The organism is Halorubellus amylolyticus (assembly GCF_034808145.1).
GTDB lineage: Archaea > Halobacteriota > Halobacteria > Halobacteriales > Natrialbaceae > Halorubellus.
In genome coordinates this window covers 52,830-71,500 of sequence record NZ_JAXHGM010000004.1, presented here as the reverse complement: position 1 = coordinate 71,500, position 18,671 = coordinate 52,830, and the positions used below count along the sequence as shown (strand labels likewise).

The window sequence follows — 18,671 nt, the reverse complement described above, 5'->3', positions numbered from 1 at the left end:
GACGCGGTTGCTCTGGCGGTCAGTCAGTCCACGCGGTAGCTGACGGCGATACCCTCGCCGAGCGGGAGGACGACGGTCTCGAACGCGTCGTCGTCCCGGACCGCGTGGAGGTACTCCACGATGCCCTTCGTAGCGTCGCTCGCGTCGTCGAGCGACTCGTCCTCCGCGAAGTGCGCGAGGAGGTCGTCGAACGAGATGATGCCCGCGTTCAGGGTGTTGTCGGCGACGACGACGCCGCCGGGTGCGACCTTCTCGCGGACGGCGTGGAACGCGTCCGCGTACCGCTCCTTCTGGTGGTCTATCAGGACGGCGTCGAACGGGCCGTCGTAGCGGTCGATGGCGGCCATCGCGTCCCCGTGCTCGTAGCGCGCGACGTCGTCGAACCCGCCGCGAGTCATGAACTCGCGGGCGTCGTCCAGCTCGTCCGCGTCGAACTCCGTGAGCACCACCTCGCCGTCGTCGGGCAGCGCTTGCGCCCACCAGTACGCGCTGTACCCGAACCCGCTCCCGAACTCGAACACGCGCTCGGCGTCCACCATGCGAGCGAGCAACCGGAGCGTCCCCCCGACCGCGGGCCCGACGTGCGGGAACCCCTGTTCGGCGGCATACGCGTCCATCTCGCGAGCGAGCGCGTCCGGTTCGGGCGCGGTCGCCTCGACGAACCGTGAGACGTCCTCGAAGTCCATACCTCGACCATCGACCGAGAGCCGTGTAAGCGTTCCTCCCCGAGCGACGGTGGACGAGCCGGTCGTCGACCGAGGTCAGGGGCCGCTCTCGGTCGCGACCGGAACGCGGTCCATCGCGAACGCGCCGACGGGGAGGTCGGTCGCCCCGTCGACCGCGAGGTCCGCGAGCGCCTCGCCCACCGCGCTCGCGAACTTGAACCCGTGCCCGGAGAACCCCGCCGCGACCACCACGCGCTCGTGGTCGGGGTGCGTGTCGAGGACGAAGTCCATGTCCGGCGAGTTCGTGAACATGCACGTCTCCAGGCCCATCGTCGCGCCGTCCGCGGCGGGGACGTGGTCGCGGAGGACGTCCCGGAGCACGTCCTCGTCCTCGCGCGTCGGCGCCGCGACCGCGTCCGGGTCGACTGACTCGTCGAGGTGGTGGTAGACGCCGACCTTCACCCCGGGCCGGTCGTACCGCGGGAATCCGTAGTACTCGGCGCCGTCCTCGGGCTGCGTGACGAACACCGGGAACGCCTCGGGCGTGAAGTCCTCGGGGGCGTCCGGTGGCTGGAACCACCCGAGCACCTGCCGCTCGGGTGCGAGCGCCCCGTCGATGCTCCCCAAGAGGTCGCCCGTCCACGCACCGGCGGCGAACACGACCGTCTCCACGCGGTACGTCTCGCGGTCCGTCTCGACGGTCACGCCGTCGTCGTCGACCGCCCAGTCGGTCACGGTCTCCCGCGCACGGACCACGCCGCCGTTCGCGTGCGTCCGCTCGACGTGCGCGCTCACCGCGCGCTCGCAGTCCAGGAACCCGCCCTCGGGCTGGTAGAGGACGTCGTAGTCGTCCGGCACGCCGTATCCCGGGAAGCGCTCGTTCAGCTCCGCGCCCGTCATCGTCTCGTACGCGAGGTCGTGCGTCTCGCACGCCTCGCGAGCGTTCGCGACGAGGTCCCGGTCGGGCGGACACGCGTTCACCGACCCCGTCACGCACAGGAGGTCACGGCCGGTCGCCGCCTCCAGCGCCCGCCAGTTCTCGTACGCGCGCTCGACGAGCGGCACGTACTCGGGGTGCTCGTGGTACGCCTTCCGGATGATGCGCGTCGACCCGTGCGACGACCCCTTCGAGTGAGGGACGTCGAAGCGTTCGACGCCGAGGACGTCCACGCCGCGCGCCGCGAGGTGCGCGCACGCCGCACTCCCCATGCCGCCGACGCCCACGACGAGAACCTCGTGAGATTTGACCATGCGACCGGTACTCGCACCGCGGCCTTCAAGCTCCGGGCGACCGGTACTCGCACGGCGCTGTCAGCGTCCAGTCGCCGAGCCTCGTCGAGCGCTCACCGGAACCGCCCGACCGGGTAGCCGACGCGGTCGGGGTGCTCCGCGAACGCGTCCAGCACCCGGACGAGGACCTCGTTCTCGGTGGCCTGCATGGCCTTCGGGTCGACGAGGTAGCGGACGTGGAGCTCCACCCACGACTCGGCCTGCTCGACGTTCACCGACGGCCGCGACTCGACCGCCAGTTCCACGGGCGTCTCGGCGAGCGAGTCCCGGTACCGGTCGACGCGCCGCTCCATCTCCTCGCCGAGGTAGTCGTCGACGACCCGGCGGGCGGTCTCGCGGGCGAAGTCGAGGTCGGTCTCGTAGGAGATCTGTATCGTCGTCTCCGTCCAGACGTACGGGAACGAGTCGTCGGTGTAGTTGAACACCTGCGATTCGAGGACGACGGCGTTCGGGACGGTGACGAGGCGCCCCGACGGCTGGTGGGAGGCGACGAGGTCGCCGTGGACCTCCCAGAGCGTCGTCGTGAGGAAGTCTATCTCGGCGACGTCGCCCCTGGCGTCCTCGATGCGGACGCGGTCTCCGACCTGATAGGGCCGCTTCGCCATGATGTACACCCAGCCAAGCAGCGAGACGATGGGCGTCTGGAGCGCGAACGTCACCGCGAACCCGGCGATGCCGAGGCTGAAGAGGACGCCGAGCCACTCCTCGGTGAACGCGCCGGCGACGCCGACGACCCCCACGAGCCCGAACGAGAGCCGGAGGACGTTCCGGACGTCGTGCTTCCGGCGTTCGTCGTCGGTCCACCGGCGGACCGCCTGGAGCGTGAGCAGGTACGTGCCGTAGACGGCGAGCGCGACGGCGAGCGCGACGCCCGCCTTCAGCGCGTTCGCCCTCACCGCCTCGTTCCCAGGGGACACCTCCCAGGTCGTCCGGAGGACGTTCACGGCGACGAAGACGGCGGCGGCCCCCAGCAGCGAGCCGTACCCGACCGGTCGTTTCACGCTCGCCTCCACACGCCGCCCCCACTAATGCCTTCGGTCGTCGTGGGTCGTCGCCGTGGGGCTTTTTCATCCGGCCGCTCCAACGTCGACGTATGCCCGAACTCACCGACGTCGTCGATGGATTGCTGCACCCGGAGACGCAAGTGGACGAGCGCGGCGTGGACCTCACGGTCGCTGCGATCCACGAGGTCGCCGCCCCGGGACGCGTCGACTTCGGGGGTGACGAACTCGCGGAGGCGGACCTCGAGCCCTGCGAGTTGACGCGCCGGAATCCCGACGACGAGTACCAGTGGTGGCATCTCGACGCGGGCCAGTACGTCGTCCAGTACAACGAGTTCTTCGTCGGCGAGGACCCGATGCACCTCCAGGCGCGGAACAAGGTCCTCGCGCGTGGCGCGTCCCACCCGTCGCTCCGCGTCGACGACCACCTCCCGCTCGTCCCGCTGTCCGTCGGTGGCGAGGGGACCATGATCAAGGAGAACGCGAGGGTGTCGACGCTCCGACCGCTCGGCGTCGACGCGTTCGACGCGTAACCGACGCTCCGGTGACGTTCACCCGCGGTCCCGGTCGATTGGCCGGGACCGCCGACCGTGGGAGCGTAGTATGGTCTGTCGCCTCGAACCCTGTTACCTCAACCAGTCATGTTAATACCTAACATGACCTAGCTGCGCCGTGAACAGATTCAACGACGCTGGGGAGGGCCGCGCCGGAAGGACCGACCCGGCCGTCCTCTGGGCGACCTACGAGGCGGACGGGTTCGTCCACGCCGTCGCCGACGTCCCGAACGACATCCCGAAGGCGACCCTCGGCGTCGCCGCCACCGACACCGAAGCCACCGTCTTCGTCGGGACGCCCGCCGGCCCGCACTGGACGGTGGCACTACCGGCAGCGGTCAATCCCACTCCCGTCGCCGTCTCCTACAACAACGGCGTCGTCGAGGTCGTCTTCAGCGAAGCGGTAACCGACCCGCTCGATGCCGTCGACGACGCGGGTATCGAGACCATGTAGGACAGACTCAGGTCAGACGACGCCGCGTAGGACGAGTCCGGGTAGGACGAGCACGCCCGAACTCACTCTGCCGCCGAATCGACGAGGTCGCGGACCCGGTCCGGGTCGACGCGATTCGTCGGCTCCGCACCTTCTTTGAGCGCCGTCCCGACGATGACGCCGTCGGCGACGTCGAGCGTCGACGCGACGGAGTCGCTCGTCACGCCGCTCCCGACGAACAACGGCGTGTCCGGTGCCACCGACGCGAGCGTCTCCCGGACCGTCGCGAGCGTCTCGTCGTCCGTCGGTCTCCCGGTCCCCGACCCGGAGACGACCACGCCGTCGGCGAGGCCGCGCTCGACGACGTCGGCGACGCGCTCCGCGAGCGGTCGGCCACCGAGCGGTGCGGCGTGCTTCACGTCGACGTCCGCGAGCACCGCGACGTCCGCGTCCAACCGCTCGCGTCGACGCATCGTCTCGAACGCTCGCCCCTCCAGGACGCCCTGGTCGGTGACGCTCGACCCGACGTGCACGTTCACGCGCACGAACTCGCCGCCCGCCGCCGCGGCCGCCGACAGCGCCGCGTCCGCGTCGTTCCGCAGGACGTTCACGCCGACCGGGACGTCAACGGCCTCGACGACCGCGCGAGCGAGCACGCTCACGTCCGCGACCGTGTGCGTCGGCACCTCGTCCGGGTAGAACGGCGCGTCGCCGAAGTTCTCGACGAGCACCGCGTCCACGCCCCCCGACTCCAGCGCTCGCGCGTCCGCGACCGCTCGCTCCCTGAGCGCCGCCCGGTCCCCGTCGAACCCGGGCGCACCCGGGAGCGGCGGCAGATGCACCATCCCGACGACCGGCGACTCCGTCCCGAACCGCGCCTGAAGTTCCATACCGACCCGGTCGACTCGCTCGCACAAAGACCGTTCCGACTCGTCGCCCGCGACCGCCGGCCGTCCGGCGGTTCAAGTACCTGGCCGCGGCGACGGTCGTCGGTGCACTGACTCGCGGTGCGTCGGTCCGGGCGGGCGCGTCACCCGCCGACGCACCGGCCGCGACGGGTGACCTGCTCGCCAGCGGCCAGCGGCCGCGCTCCCCCGACCGGACCGCACGCGCGACGGAGTCGGCAAGACGCCCCCATAGCACGACCGTTTTTCCGTCGGCACGACTACGTCGGGTCGATGACCGACCTGTTCAGCGACCTCGCCCTCCGAGACCGCACCGCGCGCAACCGCGTGATGGTCTCGCCGATGTGCCAGTACTCCTGCCCCGACCAGGACGGTGTCGCGACCGAGTGGCACCGCCAGCACCTGGAGTCCCGCGCCGTCGGCGGCGCCGGTATCGTCATGACCGAAGCGACCGCGGTCCGCCCCGACGGCCGCATCACCCCGGAGGACCTCGGCCTGTGGAGCGACGCGCACGTCGACGCGCTCGAACCGATAACCGAGTTCTGCGAGGCGTACGGTGCGCTCTCGGGCGTCCAGCTCGCGCACGCCGGCCACAAGGGCAGCAAGCGACCGCCGTGGGACGACTCCGTCCCGGTCGGTCCGAACGGCGACGGCTGGGTGGCGCCGTCGCCGAGCGCCGACGCGTACCCCTGGCGCGAGAGCGACGACGAACGCACCGACGACGCCGACGGCAAGCACGTGGAGACGCTGTCGACGGACGACGTCGAAGCGCTCGTCGACGACTTCGCGGCCGCCGCCGAGCGCGCCGACGACGCCGGGTTCGACGTCGTGGAGGTCCACGCCGCGCACGGGTACCTCCTCCACCAGTTCCTGAGTCCCGTCACGAACCGCCGCGACGACCGGTACGGTGGGAGTTTCGAGGCGCGGACGCGCGTGGTCCGAGAGATCTGTGCCGCCGTACGGGACGTCCTCCCCGAAGAGAAGCCGGTGTTCGTGCGGTTCTCGGCGACGGACTGGCTCCCGGACGTCGAATCGTGGACCGTGGAGGACTGCGCCGCGCTGGCCGCGGACCTGGCGAGCGACGGCGTCGTCGACCTCGTCGACGTGTCCGCGGGCGGACTGCATCCCGACCAGCGACTGCCGGACTTCGGCCCGAACTACCAGGTGCCGTACGCCGAGCGCGTCCGCGAGGCGGTCGACGGCGACGCGCTCGTCGGGGCGGTCGGTGGCATCACGAGCGGCGAGCAGGCCGACGCGGTCGTTCGGAACGACCGCGCGGACCTCGCGATCGTCGGTCGACAGCACCTCCGCGACCCGTACTTCGCGCTGCACGCCGCGCAGGAACTCGGTCGCGAGGACGCCGTCGAGTGGCCGCGGCAGTACCGGAAAGCGCTCTGACACAGCGGCGGCCGACGACCACGATAGAAACGTACGCCTCCTGTCACGAGGGTCGCCGCTCTGGCGTCGATAGCGACGTCAGCGTGCGTCAGACGCGGACACTGGAAACTGTTGGTGGACCGGGACGAGGGACAACTATTATTCGCTCGCCGTGACAAGGGACACCATACGATGACACTCTCCTCGCCAGGACTCACGCGGGTGTCCCAACAACAGATCGGGGCGACTGGCGAAACGTGCCTCGCCGAGGGGCTCTGCGTTCCCGCCGACGTCCTCACGCAGGCGCTTGCAGCGGTCGCGACCGTCCTGTTCGCCGCCGCCGTCCTCCTCGCGCTCTCCCGACTCCACGACGCCGTCGACGCGCTCGACGCGGAACGCGACCGGACGCGACGGGAACGCGACGCGTTCGCCGCGTTCGTCGACGCCGTCGCCGGCATCGACAGCGAGGACCCGCGACTCACCGACGGCGGACCGACGACGGTCACCGGCTCGCGAACCGGTCGACTCCCGGACGTCCTCGAGGCCTACCGGCGGACGGTCATGGACGTCCCGCACTACGACGACGAGTACGACGACTCGCTCGTCGAGCACATGGCCGCCGAGTTCGGTGACGACGTCGCGCTCGCCGTCCAGAACGGCGCGATCCTTTCCCCACAGTTGAAACGGACGCTCCGCGCGTCGGCCATGCAAGCCAAACAGCGCCGCGAGCGGTTGCTCGCCGCGCTCGACGCGGAGCAGGAGTCCCTGTCGACGTGTACGCGAACGCTCTCGGAGGTCGACGAGACGCTCTCGGACGTGGACCCGAGCCTGGACCGGCCGCGCGCGGACCTGATCGCGGAGTGGCAAGCGATACAGGCGACCCGCGACACGACCGTCTCGCTCCTCCAGTCCCGTCAGGACGACATCCACGAGCAACGCCACGTCGTCGGCCAGGCCGGCGGCCCGACCACGCTCTACGAGTACGTGTACGGCGACCTCCCGTCGAGCTATCCGGTGCTCTCGCTCGGGACGACCGCGGTCGAGGAGACCCGCTCGCTGCAACGACGGCTCTCGCGGGCGCTCGTCGAGCACTGACCGGGATATCCCCGAAGCCCGGACCTAGTTCTCGGTCCACTTGATCGAGCAGCCCTGGGACGGCTGCCACTCCACGTCGACGTCGTCGCCCGAGAGCACGGCGTCGATGGCCTCGCGGATCTGGAACCGCGACGGGTCGTCGTCGGGATTGAGCGCGTCGTCGAGTCGACCGTGGTACGCGAGCCGGAACGTCCCGTCGTCGTTCTCGAAGAGGAACGGGTCGGGCGTGCAGACCGCGCCGTACGCCGACGCGACCGACTGCGATCCGTCGCGGAGGTACGCGTCGTACCGGACGCGGCCGTCCTCGACGTACTCGACCATCGCGTCGAAGGAGTCGTCGGGGTACTCCTCGGCGTCGTTCGGGTTGATGCCGACGACGGCGACGTCGTCGTACTCGGCGGCGAGGTCGTTCACGAGGTCGAACTTCGCCTTCGCGTACGGGCAGTGGTTGCACGTGAACACGACGAGCAGCGCGTCGTTGTCCGCGAAGTCGTCGAGGCCGTGGGTCTCCCCGTCTGTGCCGCGGAGTTCGAAGTCCGGTGCCACGTCGCCGGGGCCGAGCGTCGAATCCGACTCCTTCAGTACCATGCTCGCTCGTACGTGAGCGTCGGGTTAAGCGCTGGTGGTCCCGGTGGTCGAGTGCGTTCCCGTGCGGTCGTCGAGCCGGTCGGCGACGTCGTCGAGGGCGTCGAGTCGGTCCTCGACGGGGACGCGGTCGGTTGGGAAGTGGACGAGACCGTCGAACGCGTCGAGCGTGTCGTCCTGGCGGTCGCTGGCGGCCGTCGTGGCGGGCTCGTCGTCGCTCGCGGTCCGCGGTCCGTCGACGGCGCCGGTGTGGAGCTTCCGGAGTGCGTTCGCGAGCGCGTCGGCGTCGCCGGCGAGGACGGCACCGTGTTCGTCCGCGGTGAGGACGGCGTCGGTCGCGAGGTCCTGCGCGAGCCAGCGCGCGGCCTTCGTGAGGCCGAACCCCGCAGCGACCGTGGCGACAGCGTACCCGAACACGAGCACGACGGCGTTCACGTGGAGGAGGGCGGCGAGTCCCGCGATCGGGAAGCCGAAGAAGAGGACGAGCGCGACGACCGCACCGACGATCTTCAGTGGGGCGACGAACCAGTACGGGAGGCGGACCTTGTCGCCGGCGCGCGCCTCGTACACGGGCGTGGAGAGCGGGTCGACGAGTCGTGCGGCGGCGAACGCGAGCGCGCTCGCCCAGAACGACGCGGCGGCCTCGCGGTCGACGACGCGCGTCAGTTCCCGCGCGAGGACGGCCTCGCGCTCCCGGTCGTCGAGCGCGCGCGTCGCGCCGGCCGTGAACCCGAGGACGGCGCGTCTGCCGTCGTCGACGACGTACACCGCTGGGTCGGGGTCGTCGAGGGAGACGACGGACAGGCGGTCGGGGGCCTGCACGGCGAACCTGTCGGGGAGGTCGGGCGACCGCGTCGAGTCCTCGACCGCGGTGTCGTCGAGCTCCGTCCACGCGTACCAGCCGACGACGACCGGGAGGGAGACCGTGACGAGCACGCCGAGCGCGAGCACCGTCGCGGCCGTCCGGATCGTCTCGAGGCCGACGCCGTCGAGCGCGCCGACGGACCGGACGGTGGGTTCGAGTGCTCCGGCGCCCAGGAACGCGCCGACGGCGAGCAGACAGACGGCGAGCGGGACGAGGAACAGCAGTCGCTTGTCGTCGCCTTCGAGTCCGCCGAACGCGACGTACCCCGACGGCACTAGTATCGCGAACGGGTGGATTGCGACCATCGCGGGCAGGAGGAGGGACGCGAGCACGACGAGGGCTGCGAGGGCCGTGGCGGCGTACAGGGCGACGACGCCGAGGAGGCGGACGCGACGCATCAGTTCGACCCTCCTCCACGCGCCACCCTGTAAGCCACGGTTTCCGGCGGTCCGCGGGACGGGTTCAGGCGCGGGACGTAGCCAGGACGCCGGCGTTCGGTCGACGGGGCACGCTGACGGGCGGTCGCGGGCACCAGCGGCGTCCCGAGGAGTGCCGCGGCGACGACGTAGCGGGCGGCGACGGCGGCGACGTGGAGCGACCGACGCATCTCGTGACAAGGTTCGGACAGTCGCGTCCTGAAACCATCGATACCCCACCCGGAGGCGGCGGTCGGGACCGAGCGTCCACGCTTAAGTGGCCTGCCGACTGACCTGGGACCATGCCGACCATCGACGTGTCCGACGAACAGCAGGCGTTCCTGCGCGCGCTCCGGGACGAACTCCAGAACGAGGTCCAGTACGGGTCCGTGCGCGAGCGGGACGCGCTCCAGTACCTCATCGACCACTTCGAGGGCGGTGGGGAGCTCGACGTGGACGCCGACGTCGACGTCGACGCCGGTTCGGTCCCGGACGCCGACGACGCGGCGAGCGCCGACGGCGGAGCGGTCGCCGCGGACGCCGACAGCGACGCGAGCACCACCGCGGACGCGAGCCCGGACGCGACGGCCGACGCCGACGAGGACGCGGCTGACGACGCCGGAGGCGGGTCGAGCAGTAGCGGTCCGACGCCGGAACCCGAGGGCGACGGCGACGACCGCCTGAACGCGATGATGAACCTGCTGGACACGCACGACGACAAGTGGCGCGAGGCCTCGAAGGAGGACGCGCGATACGAGATTGACATGCCTGACGGCCGCACCGAGTACGTCCAGACGAAGGACGACGTCCGCGCGCACATCTTCAAGAACTACGACTAGCGACCGACTCGGCGGCCGGCGACTAGCGAGCGATTAAGCAGCTGAGTGTCGTGCCGCGAGTGACGCCGCCGAAGAAACCCTTATCCCGGTCCCGGATGGTCGTTCGTGTATGACTGCGAGTGCGCGAGACGCCTTGCTCGAGTCGCTCCTGGAGAACGCTCGGTACAGTACCGAGGACCTGGCACGGATGACGGGACTGGACGCGAGCGAGGTCGATGCGGCGATCGCGGCCCTCGAAGCCGACGGCGTCGTCCGCGGGTATCGACCGGTCGTCGACTGGGAGTCCACGGACCGCGAGCGCGTTCGCGCGGTCGTCGAGGTGAACGTGGAACTGGACCGCGAGACCGGGTACGCGGACGTCGCCGAGCGGCTCGCGGGCTACGACGCCGTCGACACCCTCCGACTGGTCTCCGGTGACTACGACTTCCACGTGGAGATCCTCGGGGCGTCGATGCGGGACGTCTCCGCGTTCATCGCGGACGAGGTCGCGCCGCTCCCGGCGGTCACGCAGACGGTGACGCACTACGCGATGACGACGTACAAGGAGAGCGGCGTCGACTTCGGTGACGGCGATGACGACGACCGCCTGTCGGTGAGTCCCTGAGGTGCCCGAGATGGGGATCACTCTCTCCGAGCGCGTGCAGGCGGTGCCGCCGTCGGGCATCCGGAAGTTCTTCGAGCTGGCGGAGGAGCGCGACGACGTCATCTCACTGGGCGTCGGCGAACCGGACTTCGCGACGCCGTGGCGGGCACGGACCGCGGCCGTGGATTCCCTGGAGCGCGGACGGACGAGTTACACCGCGAACCGCGGAATGGCTTCGCTCCGCGAGGCGATCAGCGACCACGTCGACGCCGAGTACGACCTCGAGTACGACGCCGAGGACGAGATACTCGTCACCGCCGGTGCGAGCGAGGCGGTCGATCTGGCGTTCCGCGCGTTCGTGAACCCGGGCGATACGGTCGCGGTCGCGGAACCGGCGTACGTGTCGTACGCACCGGGCGTGACGTTCGCGGGCGGCGAGGTGCTGCCGGTGCCGACGTACGAGCGCGACGAGTTCCGGTTGACGCGCGAGTCCTTGGAGGCCTCGGGTGCGGCGGACGCGGAGGTGCTCGTGCTGTGCTTCCCGAACAACCCGACGGGCGCGACGATGCGCGAGGAGCACCTCCGCCCGGTCGCGGAGTTCGCGGTCGAGCACGACCTCACGGTCGTCAGCGACGAGATCTACGCGGCCTTGCAGTACGAGCACGAGCACACGAGCATCGCGACGCTCCCCGGGATGCGGGAACGCACGGTGGTCGTGAACGGGTTCTCGAAGGCGTACGCGATGACGGGCCTCCGCCTCGGGTACGTGATGGGGCCGAGCGAGGCCGTGATGGGGATGAACCGCATCCACCAGTACGGGATGCTCTCCGCGCCGACGACCGCTCAGCACGCCGCGCTTGAGGCGCTTGCGTCCTGCGACGACGCGGTCGACGAGATGACGTCGGCGTACGACCGCCGGCGGCAGTTCCTGCTCTCGCGGTTCGACGAGCTGGGCGTCGACTGCTTCCGGGCGAAGGGCGCGTTCTACGCGTTCCCGGAGGTGCCGACCGACCAGACCGGGGACGCGTTCGCCGAGGACCTCCTGAAGGAGGAGGGCGTCGCGGTCGTTCCCGGTAGCGTCTTCGGGACGGGAGGCGAGGGCCACCTCCGGGTGTCGTACGCGACCGGACTCGACGAGCTTCGGGAGGCGACCGACCGCCTCGAACGGTTCCTCGACTGAACGCGTCTCCCCCCGCACCGGGCGGGGTAGCCGTTCCCGCACAGAGTGCGGTATCGGTTCGCACGCCGCGGGAACCTTCTTGTGCCGCGCGGGTGGTTCTCCGCGTATGCATTACCGCGAGATGGAGCCGACGGACGAGCGGTTCGTGGAGCTCGTCCGGTACGCGTTCAGCCCCCAGCAGGGGCCGTTCGACCCCGACGAGTTCGACCCCGAGGACCGCCCGGGACCGGTCGGCGGGCAGCGCGGGCTGTTCGACGGCGACGAGGCGGTCGCGGTCTGCGCGCACTACTGGTTCGACGTCGACGTCCGCGGCGCGTCGGTGTCCGCGCCGGGGCTGTCGGCGGTCGCGTCCCCGCCGGAGCGCCGGCGCGGCGGGAACGTCCGACGGCTCCTCGAGGAGTCGCTCGCCGAGTACCGCGACCGCGGCGACCCGCTGAGCCTCCTCTGGCCGTTCAGCGCACCGTTCTACGGCCAGTACGGGTGGGCGACGACGAACCGGTACGTCGTCCACGACGTCGACCCCGGCGACCTCGCGTTCGCGACCGGCACCGACGCCGCCGCGAGCGTCGAGTTCGAGCGCGTTGACGCCGACGACTGGCGGGACCTCCACGCCGTCGACCGCGAGTCCTGGACGCACACGCTCGCGCTCGACCGGAGCGAGGACTTCTGGCGGCATCGCGTCCTCGAGTCGTGGGGGACCGACCCGTACGCGTCCGTCGGGTACCGCGACGGCGACCCTGTCGCCTACCTCACGTACACCATCGAGGACGGCGACGACGGCCGGACGCTCTCCGCGTCGTACTTCGGCGCCGTCGACCGCGACGCCCTCCTCGCGCTCCTGTCGTTCTGTCACGCCCACGACTCGCAGGTGTCGACGGTCCGCCTGAAGACGCCCGTGGACTTCGACCTCGCGTACCGCCTGGACGACCCCGGCGCGCCCGACACCGACCTCCGCGCGGGCCCGATGGCGCGCGTCGTCGACGCGGTCGACGCGCTCGAAGCCGTCCCCGTCCAGCCGGACGCGAACGCGGACGTCGTCCTCGACGTCGCGGACCCGCTCACGGACTGGCACGACGACCCCGTGCGACTCGCCGCGGTCGACGGTGACGCGACCGCTGCGCGCGCCCCCGACGCCACTCCGGACGTCGAACTCGACGTCGGCGCGCTCGCGCAGCTCCTCCTCGGGACGCGGACCGCGACCGACCTCGCGCGAAGCCGCGAACTCACCGGCCGCGACGGCGCCGACCCCGACGCGGCGGCGGTTCGCGCGCTCGACGCCACGTACCCCGAGACCGACGCGTGCATGCTCCAGTTCTTCTGATTGCCCCCGACCGCATCGAACCCCGCGCGTCGTCCAGGAGCTTTCGTATGCAACGTCGGCCACGAGAGTCAAGTAGTCCCTCCCACGTAGACCAACTCGAGTAGATGGACCAGCCCCCGGCCTCCCCCGGGCGCCACCCCACCCCCACGCTGCCATCGCGGCCGCGAGGTGGTCGCCCACGATGAGCGAGACGCCCGTCCCCGACCCGAGCGAACCGGTCCTCGACCGCGTCGAAGACGTGTTCTTCGCGCTCGACACCGACTGGCGGTTCACGTACCTGAACGACCGCGCCGAGTCCCTCCTCTGGCGGTCGCGCGACGACCTCCTCGGGCGCGTCATGTGGGACGAGTTCCCCGAGACCGTCGAGACGCAGTTCCCGGAGAGCTTCCACGAGGCGATGGAGACCGGCGACCCGGTCGCGTTCGACGTCTACCACAAACCGCTCGACACGTGGTTCGAGGCGCGCGCGTACCCCGGCGACCACGGGCTCTCCGTGTTCATGCAGGACGTCACGGACCGACGGACGCGGAAACGGAAGCTCGACGAGCACGCGCGCGTCGTCGAGGCCGTGAACGACGGCGTCATCGTCGTCGACGGCGACAACCACGTCGCGTCCGTGAACGAGGCCATCGAGGCCGCGCTGGCGACGGACCGCGAGACGCTCGTCGGCGAGCACGTCGACCGGCTCCACGAGCTCGCGGCGATCGACCCCCGGTCGACGACGAAGCTCGGGCAGGCCGTCGAGGCCATCCGCCGGGGCGACACGAGCTTCGAGCGGTTCGAGCTCTCGTTCCAGCCCGAGAGCGGCGAGGAACGCATCGGCGAGGTCCGGATGGTGCCGCTCGGCGAGCGCCGGAAGCGCGTCGCGGGCGTCGTCAGAGACGTCACCGACCAGCGCGAGTACGAGCGCGTCGTCGAGCGACTGCACGACGTCACGCGCTGGCTGTTCCAGGCGGAGGACGCCCCCGAGATCTGCTCGGTCGCGACCCACGCCACCGGAGAGCTACTGGGACTCCCGATCTCTGGCGTGTGGCTCATCGACGACGAACGCGGCGTCCTCGACCCGATTGCGGCGACCGCTGGCGCGCACGAGGAACTCGGCGGGCTCCCGCAGTTCCCGGAGGGCGACGCCCTCGTCTGGGAGGTGTACCGCGACGGCGAACCGCGGTTGTTCGAGGACGTCCACGAACACGAGGGCCGGTTCAACGAGGACACGCCGCTCCGCGCGGAGATCATCGCGCCGCTCGGCGCACACGGCGTCGTGATGACGGGGTCGCTCGAACCGGACGCGTTCGACGAGGCGGACCTGGAGCTCGTGAGCCTGCTCGCGGAGAACACGACCGCGGCCCTCGACCGCATGGACCGCGAGCAACTGCTCGACGAGCGTCGCGCGAGCCTCGAGGAGCAACGCGAGCGTCTCGGTGCGGTCGCGGACATCCTCAGCGACGACCTCCAGGGGCACCTGGAGACGGCGGCGGACGACCTCGCGTCGGTGTCCGCGTCGAGCGAGGGCGCGCCGACGGAGACCCTGCATCGCGCGGAGGCGCTCGTCGACGACATCCTCGAGTTCGCGAAGGACTCGGCGACGCTCGGGTCGCGAGAGTCCGTCGGGTTCGAGAGCGCGCTCTCGGACGCGCTCGACGGCTCGCTCGCCGACGACATGACGGTGTACCTCGAGTTCGAGGGGTCGCTGCGCGCGGACCGCGAGCGGTTCGTGCACATGCTCGAGACGTTCTTCAACGACATCCACAGTCGCGCACGGGACGCCGGCGCGACGGTCCGCATCGGCCCGGAGCGCGCCGTTGACGGGCGCCCGGACGGCTTCTACATCCTCGACGACGCCGCGGAGATCCCCGAGACGGAGTTCGACCGAGTGTTCGAACCGCAGGGGTCGAACGACGCGGGCGTCGGGCTCGGCCTGCCTGTCGCGCGCCAGATCGCGCAAGCGCACGGCTGGGACGTGGACGTGACGACGGGCGACCCCGGCGGGACGCGGTTCTCGGTGACGGGAGCACCGACGTTCACCGTCGACCGCGAGTAGCCCGCGACGACGGCGCTCCCGGCACGAGTCACCGTGCGACGACGGCGAACTCGACGCGGTCGTCGAAGAGGTGGACGACGACGCCGCGTCGCGAATCACCGCCGGTCCAGTCGTGCGCGGCGGTGCGTCCGTCGGCGGTCTCGACCGCGAGCACGCCGTTCGCGCCGACGACGTCGACGTCCACGAACGCGACGCGCGCGGGCGGTTCCCCGTGGACGGGCGCCCGTAGCGACACCGTCCGTCGGAACCGCGGTTCGAGCCAGTCCGGCCCGTAGATGGCGACGTACGCGGTCACGCCGTCCTCGCCGTCGTTCACGACCGCGAGGTCCGGGAGCGTCGCCCACCACTCGCGGGGGGCCTCGCCGCCCGACGCCGACGGGTCGAGTCCCGGTGCCGGACCCCCAGTTGCATCGTCGGTGTCGTCGCCGACTCCGTCGTCGCGTCGCTGGCGTCCGCTCGTACAGCCGGCGAGTGCGAGTGCGGCCGCGACCGTGACGGTGCGACGACTCCGACCCATGCCTAGTGAAACGGTACCAACCCGCAAACGTCTTGCGTGGCCGTGCACGTCACACACCGGAGACTCCACGAGCGACCGTCAGCGAGCGAGAACCGACCGAGAACGAGCCGTCAGGTCTCCTAGGAGATGTCGCGAACCACGCGCTGGTACGCGTCGTGGTTCGACAGCTCGCTGATGGTGTCGTCGACCTTCGCGCGCATCACCGCCAGGCGGTCCTCCAGCCGACGGTACTCCTCGCTCGCACGCAACTCCGCCTCCGTCTTCTGGGAGTCGAGCAGCGCCTTCTTCGACGCGAGCGCGAAGAACTCCTGGAGCTGCTCGTCGTACGTCGACCGGAGGAGGAGCTGGTCGACCGTCGACAGGAGGTCGTCCTTCGAGACGGGCTTGACGAGGTAATCGTCGAACCCCATCTCGATGATGTCGAAGTCCGGCTCCACCGCCGTCACCATCGCCACCCTGGTGTCGAGGTCGCGGTCGCGGATCGTCGACAGGACCTCGTCGCCGGAGAGCCCGGGCATCCGCCGGTCGAGCAGGACGATGTCGACGGTCTCGTCGATAGCCTCCAGCGCCTGGCTGCCGTTGTACGCCGTCTCAACGTCGCAGGCCTCGCGGAGCCACGCGGCGTAGAGGTTCGCCAGGTCCGGCTCGTCCTCGACGATGAGGACCGTCGGTTCGTTGGTCATCCGTTCCCTCCCGGTGGACGCATTGAGAACAATTTCAGACTTGACCGTTAAGTAGATGACGGGGGCGGGACCGGTCGCAGCAGCGTCCCTGCGAGCGTGCTATCGGACGCTGGCCGGGTCAGTCGAGCTCGTCCTCGATGGTCGCGCGGAGTGCGGTGATCTCCTCGACGTCGTAGGAGAGGTCCGTCCAGGAGACCGAGAGGTCGAGGCGCGGGTCGCGTTGGCCCTCGCCGACGCGAACGACCGGTGCGACGCCGCTGAACGCCTCGCGGACGCGCTCCGGGTCGGTCGTCTGCACGAGCGCGCGCCCGGTGGCCTCGTTGAACAGCCACCCGACCTGCTCGCCGACCTCCGAGAGCCCGCCCTGTTCGGGGACATGCGCGGAGATACCGGCGTCCTCCGTCACCATCTCGGCGAGCGCGACCGCGATCCCGCCGTCGCTCACGTCGTGGGTCGCCTGCACGTGGTCCTCGCGCGCGACCGCCGCGAGGAGTTGAACGAACGCGCTCGCGTCCGCCGGCACGCTCGGGAAGCGGTCGCTCCCGCCCTGCTGGCGGCAGTACTCGCTCCCGCCGAGTCGCGCCTCGACGTCCGGGTCAGCGAGGACGCGGTCGCCGACGAGCAGGAGGTCGCCGTCGGCGCTCGCGCCCATCGACGGCGCGTCGTAGGACGGCGTCGACCCGATCATCGCGAGCGTCGGGGTCGGCGGGATGGGACCCGTCGGCGAGTCGTTGTACAGCGAGACGTTCCCGCCGACGACCGGCACGTCCAGGTCCGCGCACATGTCCGCGAGCCCGTCGACGATACCCTTGAAGCCGCCGTAGACCTCGGGCTTCTCGGGGTTCCCGCCGTTCAGGCAGTCGACCGCGGCGAGCGGCGTCGCGCCCTTCGCCGCGAGGTTCGTCGCGTTCTCCAACGCGACCGCCCTCGCGCCCTCGTACGGCGCCGCGCTCGTCCAGTTCGGTGCCGCGCCCGACGAGATGGCGACGCCGACGCCGGCCTCGCGGACCGCGACGACGCCCGCGTCGTCACCGGGGCGGACGCTCGTCCGCACGCCGACCTCGTGGTCGTACTGGCGGTACACCCACCGCTTGCTCGCGGTGTTCGGCGACGAAATCACGGCTTCCATCGCCGCCGGCAGGTCGACCGTCGGCAGGTCCCGCTCCGGCTCCGCGGGCTCCTCCCAGTCGAGGTCGTTCATCGGCGCGCCCTCGCCGAGGAAGTGCGCGTCCACGTCCACGACCGTCTCGCGGGACGCCTCGTCGCCGTCGGGAGCGAACGTCGCGACGTAGTTCCCCTCGGTCACCTCGCCGATGACCGAACAGCCGACGTCGAAGCGCTCGCAGACCTCGCGCACGCGGTCGACGTTCCCCGGCGCGACCTCGTAGCACATCCGCTCCTGGCTCTCCGCGAGCAGTATCTCGAGCGCGTTCATGTTCGGCTCGCGCTGATGGACGTCCTCCAGGCGGATGTCCGCGCCCAGGCCGCCCTTCGCGACGAGTTCGCTCGACGCCCCGCCGAGGCCGGCCGCGCCCAGGTCGCGCGCGGACTCGACGAGCCCCTCCTCGACGAGCACCTCGTTCGTCTCGATGAGGAGCTTCTCCGAGTACGGGTCGCCGACCTGGACCGCGGGCCGGTCCTCGGTCTCCGCGTCCTCGCTCAGGTCCTCGCTCGCGAACGACGCCCCGCCGAGACCGTCGCGGCCGGTGGCGTTCCCGACGAGCACGAGCTTGTTCCCCGGTTCCTGCGCGACCGCCGTGATCAGGCGGTCCTCGTCCGTGAGGCCGACGCACGCGACGTTCACGAGCGGGTTCCCCTCGTAGTCAGCGTGGAAGTCCACGCTCCCCGCGACCGTCGGGACGCCGATGCAGTTCCCGTAGTGACTGATGCCCTCGACGACGCCCTCGAACAGGTACTTCGAGTGCTCGCGCTCGAAGTCCCCGAAGTACAGGGAGTCAGCGAGCGCGATCGGGTACGCGCCCATCGACATCGTGTCGCGGACGATGCCGCCGACGCCCGTCGCCGCGCCGTCGAACGGGTCGACGTAGCTCGGGTGGTTGTGGCTCTCGATACCGAGCGTGACGTACGTGTCCCCGTACCCGTCGGTGTCGGGGTCCGGGAGCGCGACGACGGCGGCGTCGTCGCCGGGGCCGACGACGACCTGTTCGCCCTCGCTGTCGAACGCCGACAGCAGGGGTCGCGAGGAACGGTACGCGCAGTGCTCGCTCCAGAGGTTCTCGAACAGCGCCGCCTCCGCGGGCGTCGCCTCCCGACCGAGCTCCTCCTCGACGAGTTCGCGGTCCGAATCGGCGAGACTCATT

18 protein-coding genes are annotated in these 18,671 nt (G+C 70.8%); 9 read left to right on the top strand and 9 right to left on the bottom strand.

All coding sequences use genetic code 11. The annotated features are described in order from the left end of the window. Window positions 1-23: 23 nt before the first annotated feature. From SM754_RS11535 to SM754_RS11525, 3 genes are all read right to left on the bottom strand, one after another. A complete protein-coding gene (locus tag SM754_RS11535; protein ID WP_323676386.1) occupies window positions 24-686 on the bottom strand; it encodes an O-methyltransferase in 663 nt (220 codons plus the stop codon). A 75-nt stretch (window positions 687-761) separates the two neighbouring features. After that, on the bottom strand, window positions 762-1,916 hold the full coding sequence (gene solA / locus SM754_RS11530; RefSeq protein WP_323676385.1) for an N-methyl-L-tryptophan oxidase: 1,155 nt from the start codon (window positions 1,914-1,916) through the stop codon (window positions 762-764). A gap of 92 nt (window positions 1,917-2,008) precedes the next feature. After that, the gene (locus SM754_RS11525; RefSeq protein WP_323676384.1) at window positions 2,009-2,956 is read right to left on the bottom strand and encodes a mechanosensitive ion channel family protein; all 948 of its coding nucleotides are present in this window, start codon (window positions 2,954-2,956) and stop codon (window positions 2,009-2,011) included. A gap of 92 nt (window positions 2,957-3,048) precedes the next feature. On the opposite strand from SM754_RS11525, the gene SM754_RS11520 reads away from it, so the two are divergent. Together SM754_RS11520 and SM754_RS11515 are read left to right on the top strand one after the other, a co-directional pair. Next, window positions 3,049-3,489 carry a dCTP deaminase/dUTPase family protein gene (locus SM754_RS11520; RefSeq protein WP_323676383.1) on the top strand — a complete coding sequence of 147 codons (441 nt, stop codon included), beginning with the start codon at window positions 3,049-3,051 and terminating at the stop codon, window positions 3,487-3,489. A gap of 139 nt (window positions 3,490-3,628) precedes the next feature. After that, window positions 3,629-3,964 carry a hypothetical protein gene (locus tag SM754_RS11515; RefSeq protein WP_323676382.1) on the top strand — a complete coding sequence of 112 codons (336 nt, stop codon included), beginning with the start codon at window positions 3,629-3,631 and terminating at the stop codon, window positions 3,962-3,964. 62 nt (window positions 3,965-4,026) lie between these two features. On the opposite strand, the gene SM754_RS11510 is transcribed toward SM754_RS11515, so the two are convergent. After that, window positions 4,027-4,833 carry a BtpA/SgcQ family protein gene (locus SM754_RS11510; protein WP_323676381.1) on the bottom strand — a complete coding sequence of 269 codons (807 nt, stop codon included), beginning with the start codon at window positions 4,831-4,833 and terminating at the stop codon, window positions 4,027-4,029. Window positions 4,834-5,121: 288 nt separating this feature from the next. Between SM754_RS11510 and SM754_RS11505 the strand changes: the two genes are divergently transcribed. After that, entirely contained in the window at window positions 5,122-6,246 is a 1,125-nt protein-coding gene (locus SM754_RS11505; RefSeq protein ID WP_323676380.1) for an NADH:flavin oxidoreductase/NADH oxidase, read from the top strand. Window positions 6,247-6,417: 171 nt separating this feature from the next. Then, window positions 6,418-7,320: a DUF7260 family protein gene (locus SM754_RS11500; protein WP_323676379.1), complete on the top strand. Its 903-nt coding sequence runs from the start codon at window positions 6,418-6,420 to the stop codon at window positions 7,318-7,320. A gap of 24 nt (window positions 7,321-7,344) precedes the next feature. Here SM754_RS11500 and SM754_RS11495 read toward each other — a convergent pair whose 3' ends face one another. Next, entirely contained in the window at window positions 7,345-7,908 is a 564-nt protein-coding gene (locus tag SM754_RS11495) for a thioredoxin family protein (RefSeq protein ID WP_323676378.1), read from the bottom strand. Window positions 7,909-7,932: 24 nt separating this feature from the next. After that, on the bottom strand, window positions 7,933-9,168 hold the full coding sequence (locus SM754_RS11490; protein ID WP_323676377.1) for a M48 family metalloprotease: 1,236 nt from the start codon (window positions 9,166-9,168) through the stop codon (window positions 7,933-7,935). Window positions 9,169-9,488: 320 nt separating this feature from the next. Here SM754_RS11490 and SM754_RS11485 point away from each other — a divergent pair, with 320 nt between their 5' ends. From SM754_RS11485 to SM754_RS11465, 5 genes are all read left to right on the top strand, one after another. Next, window positions 9,489-10,025: a hypothetical protein gene (locus SM754_RS11485; RefSeq protein WP_323676376.1), complete on the top strand. Its 537-nt coding sequence runs from the start codon at window positions 9,489-9,491 to the stop codon at window positions 10,023-10,025. Between the two features lie 109 nt (window positions 10,026-10,134). Beyond that, complete coding sequence (locus tag SM754_RS11480) at window positions 10,135-10,629, top strand: Lrp/AsnC family transcriptional regulator (protein WP_323676375.1); 495 nt, start codon at window positions 10,135-10,137, stop codon at window positions 10,627-10,629. Window positions 10,630-10,639: 10 nt separating this feature from the next. Then, window positions 10,640-11,788, top strand: coding sequence for a pyridoxal phosphate-dependent aminotransferase (locus SM754_RS11475; protein ID WP_323676374.1), 1,149 nt, complete (start codon window positions 10,640-10,642; stop codon window positions 11,786-11,788). 106 nt (window positions 11,789-11,894) lie between these two features. Next, complete coding sequence (locus tag SM754_RS11470; RefSeq protein WP_323676373.1) at window positions 11,895-13,109, top strand: GNAT family N-acetyltransferase; 1,215 nt, start codon at window positions 11,895-11,897, stop codon at window positions 13,107-13,109. Between the two features lie 181 nt (window positions 13,110-13,290). Then, window positions 13,291-15,150 carry a PAS domain-containing protein gene (locus SM754_RS11465; protein ID WP_323676372.1) on the top strand — a complete coding sequence of 620 codons (1,860 nt, stop codon included), beginning with the start codon at window positions 13,291-13,293 and terminating at the stop codon, window positions 15,148-15,150. Window positions 15,151-15,178: 28 nt separating this feature from the next. On the opposite strand, the gene SM754_RS11460 is transcribed toward SM754_RS11465, so the two are convergent. The 3 genes from SM754_RS11460 to purL form a co-directional block, all read right to left on the bottom strand. Beyond that, window positions 15,179-15,667, bottom strand: a complete 489-nt coding sequence (locus tag SM754_RS11460; RefSeq protein ID WP_323676371.1) for a hypothetical protein — start codon at window positions 15,665-15,667, stop codon at window positions 15,179-15,181. Between the two features lie 119 nt (window positions 15,668-15,786). Beyond that, a complete protein-coding gene (locus SM754_RS11455; protein ID WP_323676370.1) occupies window positions 15,787-16,350 on the bottom strand; it encodes a HalX domain-containing protein in 564 nt (187 codons plus the stop codon). Between the two features lie 118 nt (window positions 16,351-16,468). Next, on the bottom strand, window positions 16,469-18,670 hold the full coding sequence (gene purL, locus SM754_RS11450) for a phosphoribosylformylglycinamidine synthase subunit PurL (protein WP_323676369.1): 2,202 nt from the start codon (window positions 18,668-18,670) through the stop codon (window positions 16,469-16,471). Window position 18,671: the final 1 nt, after the last annotated feature.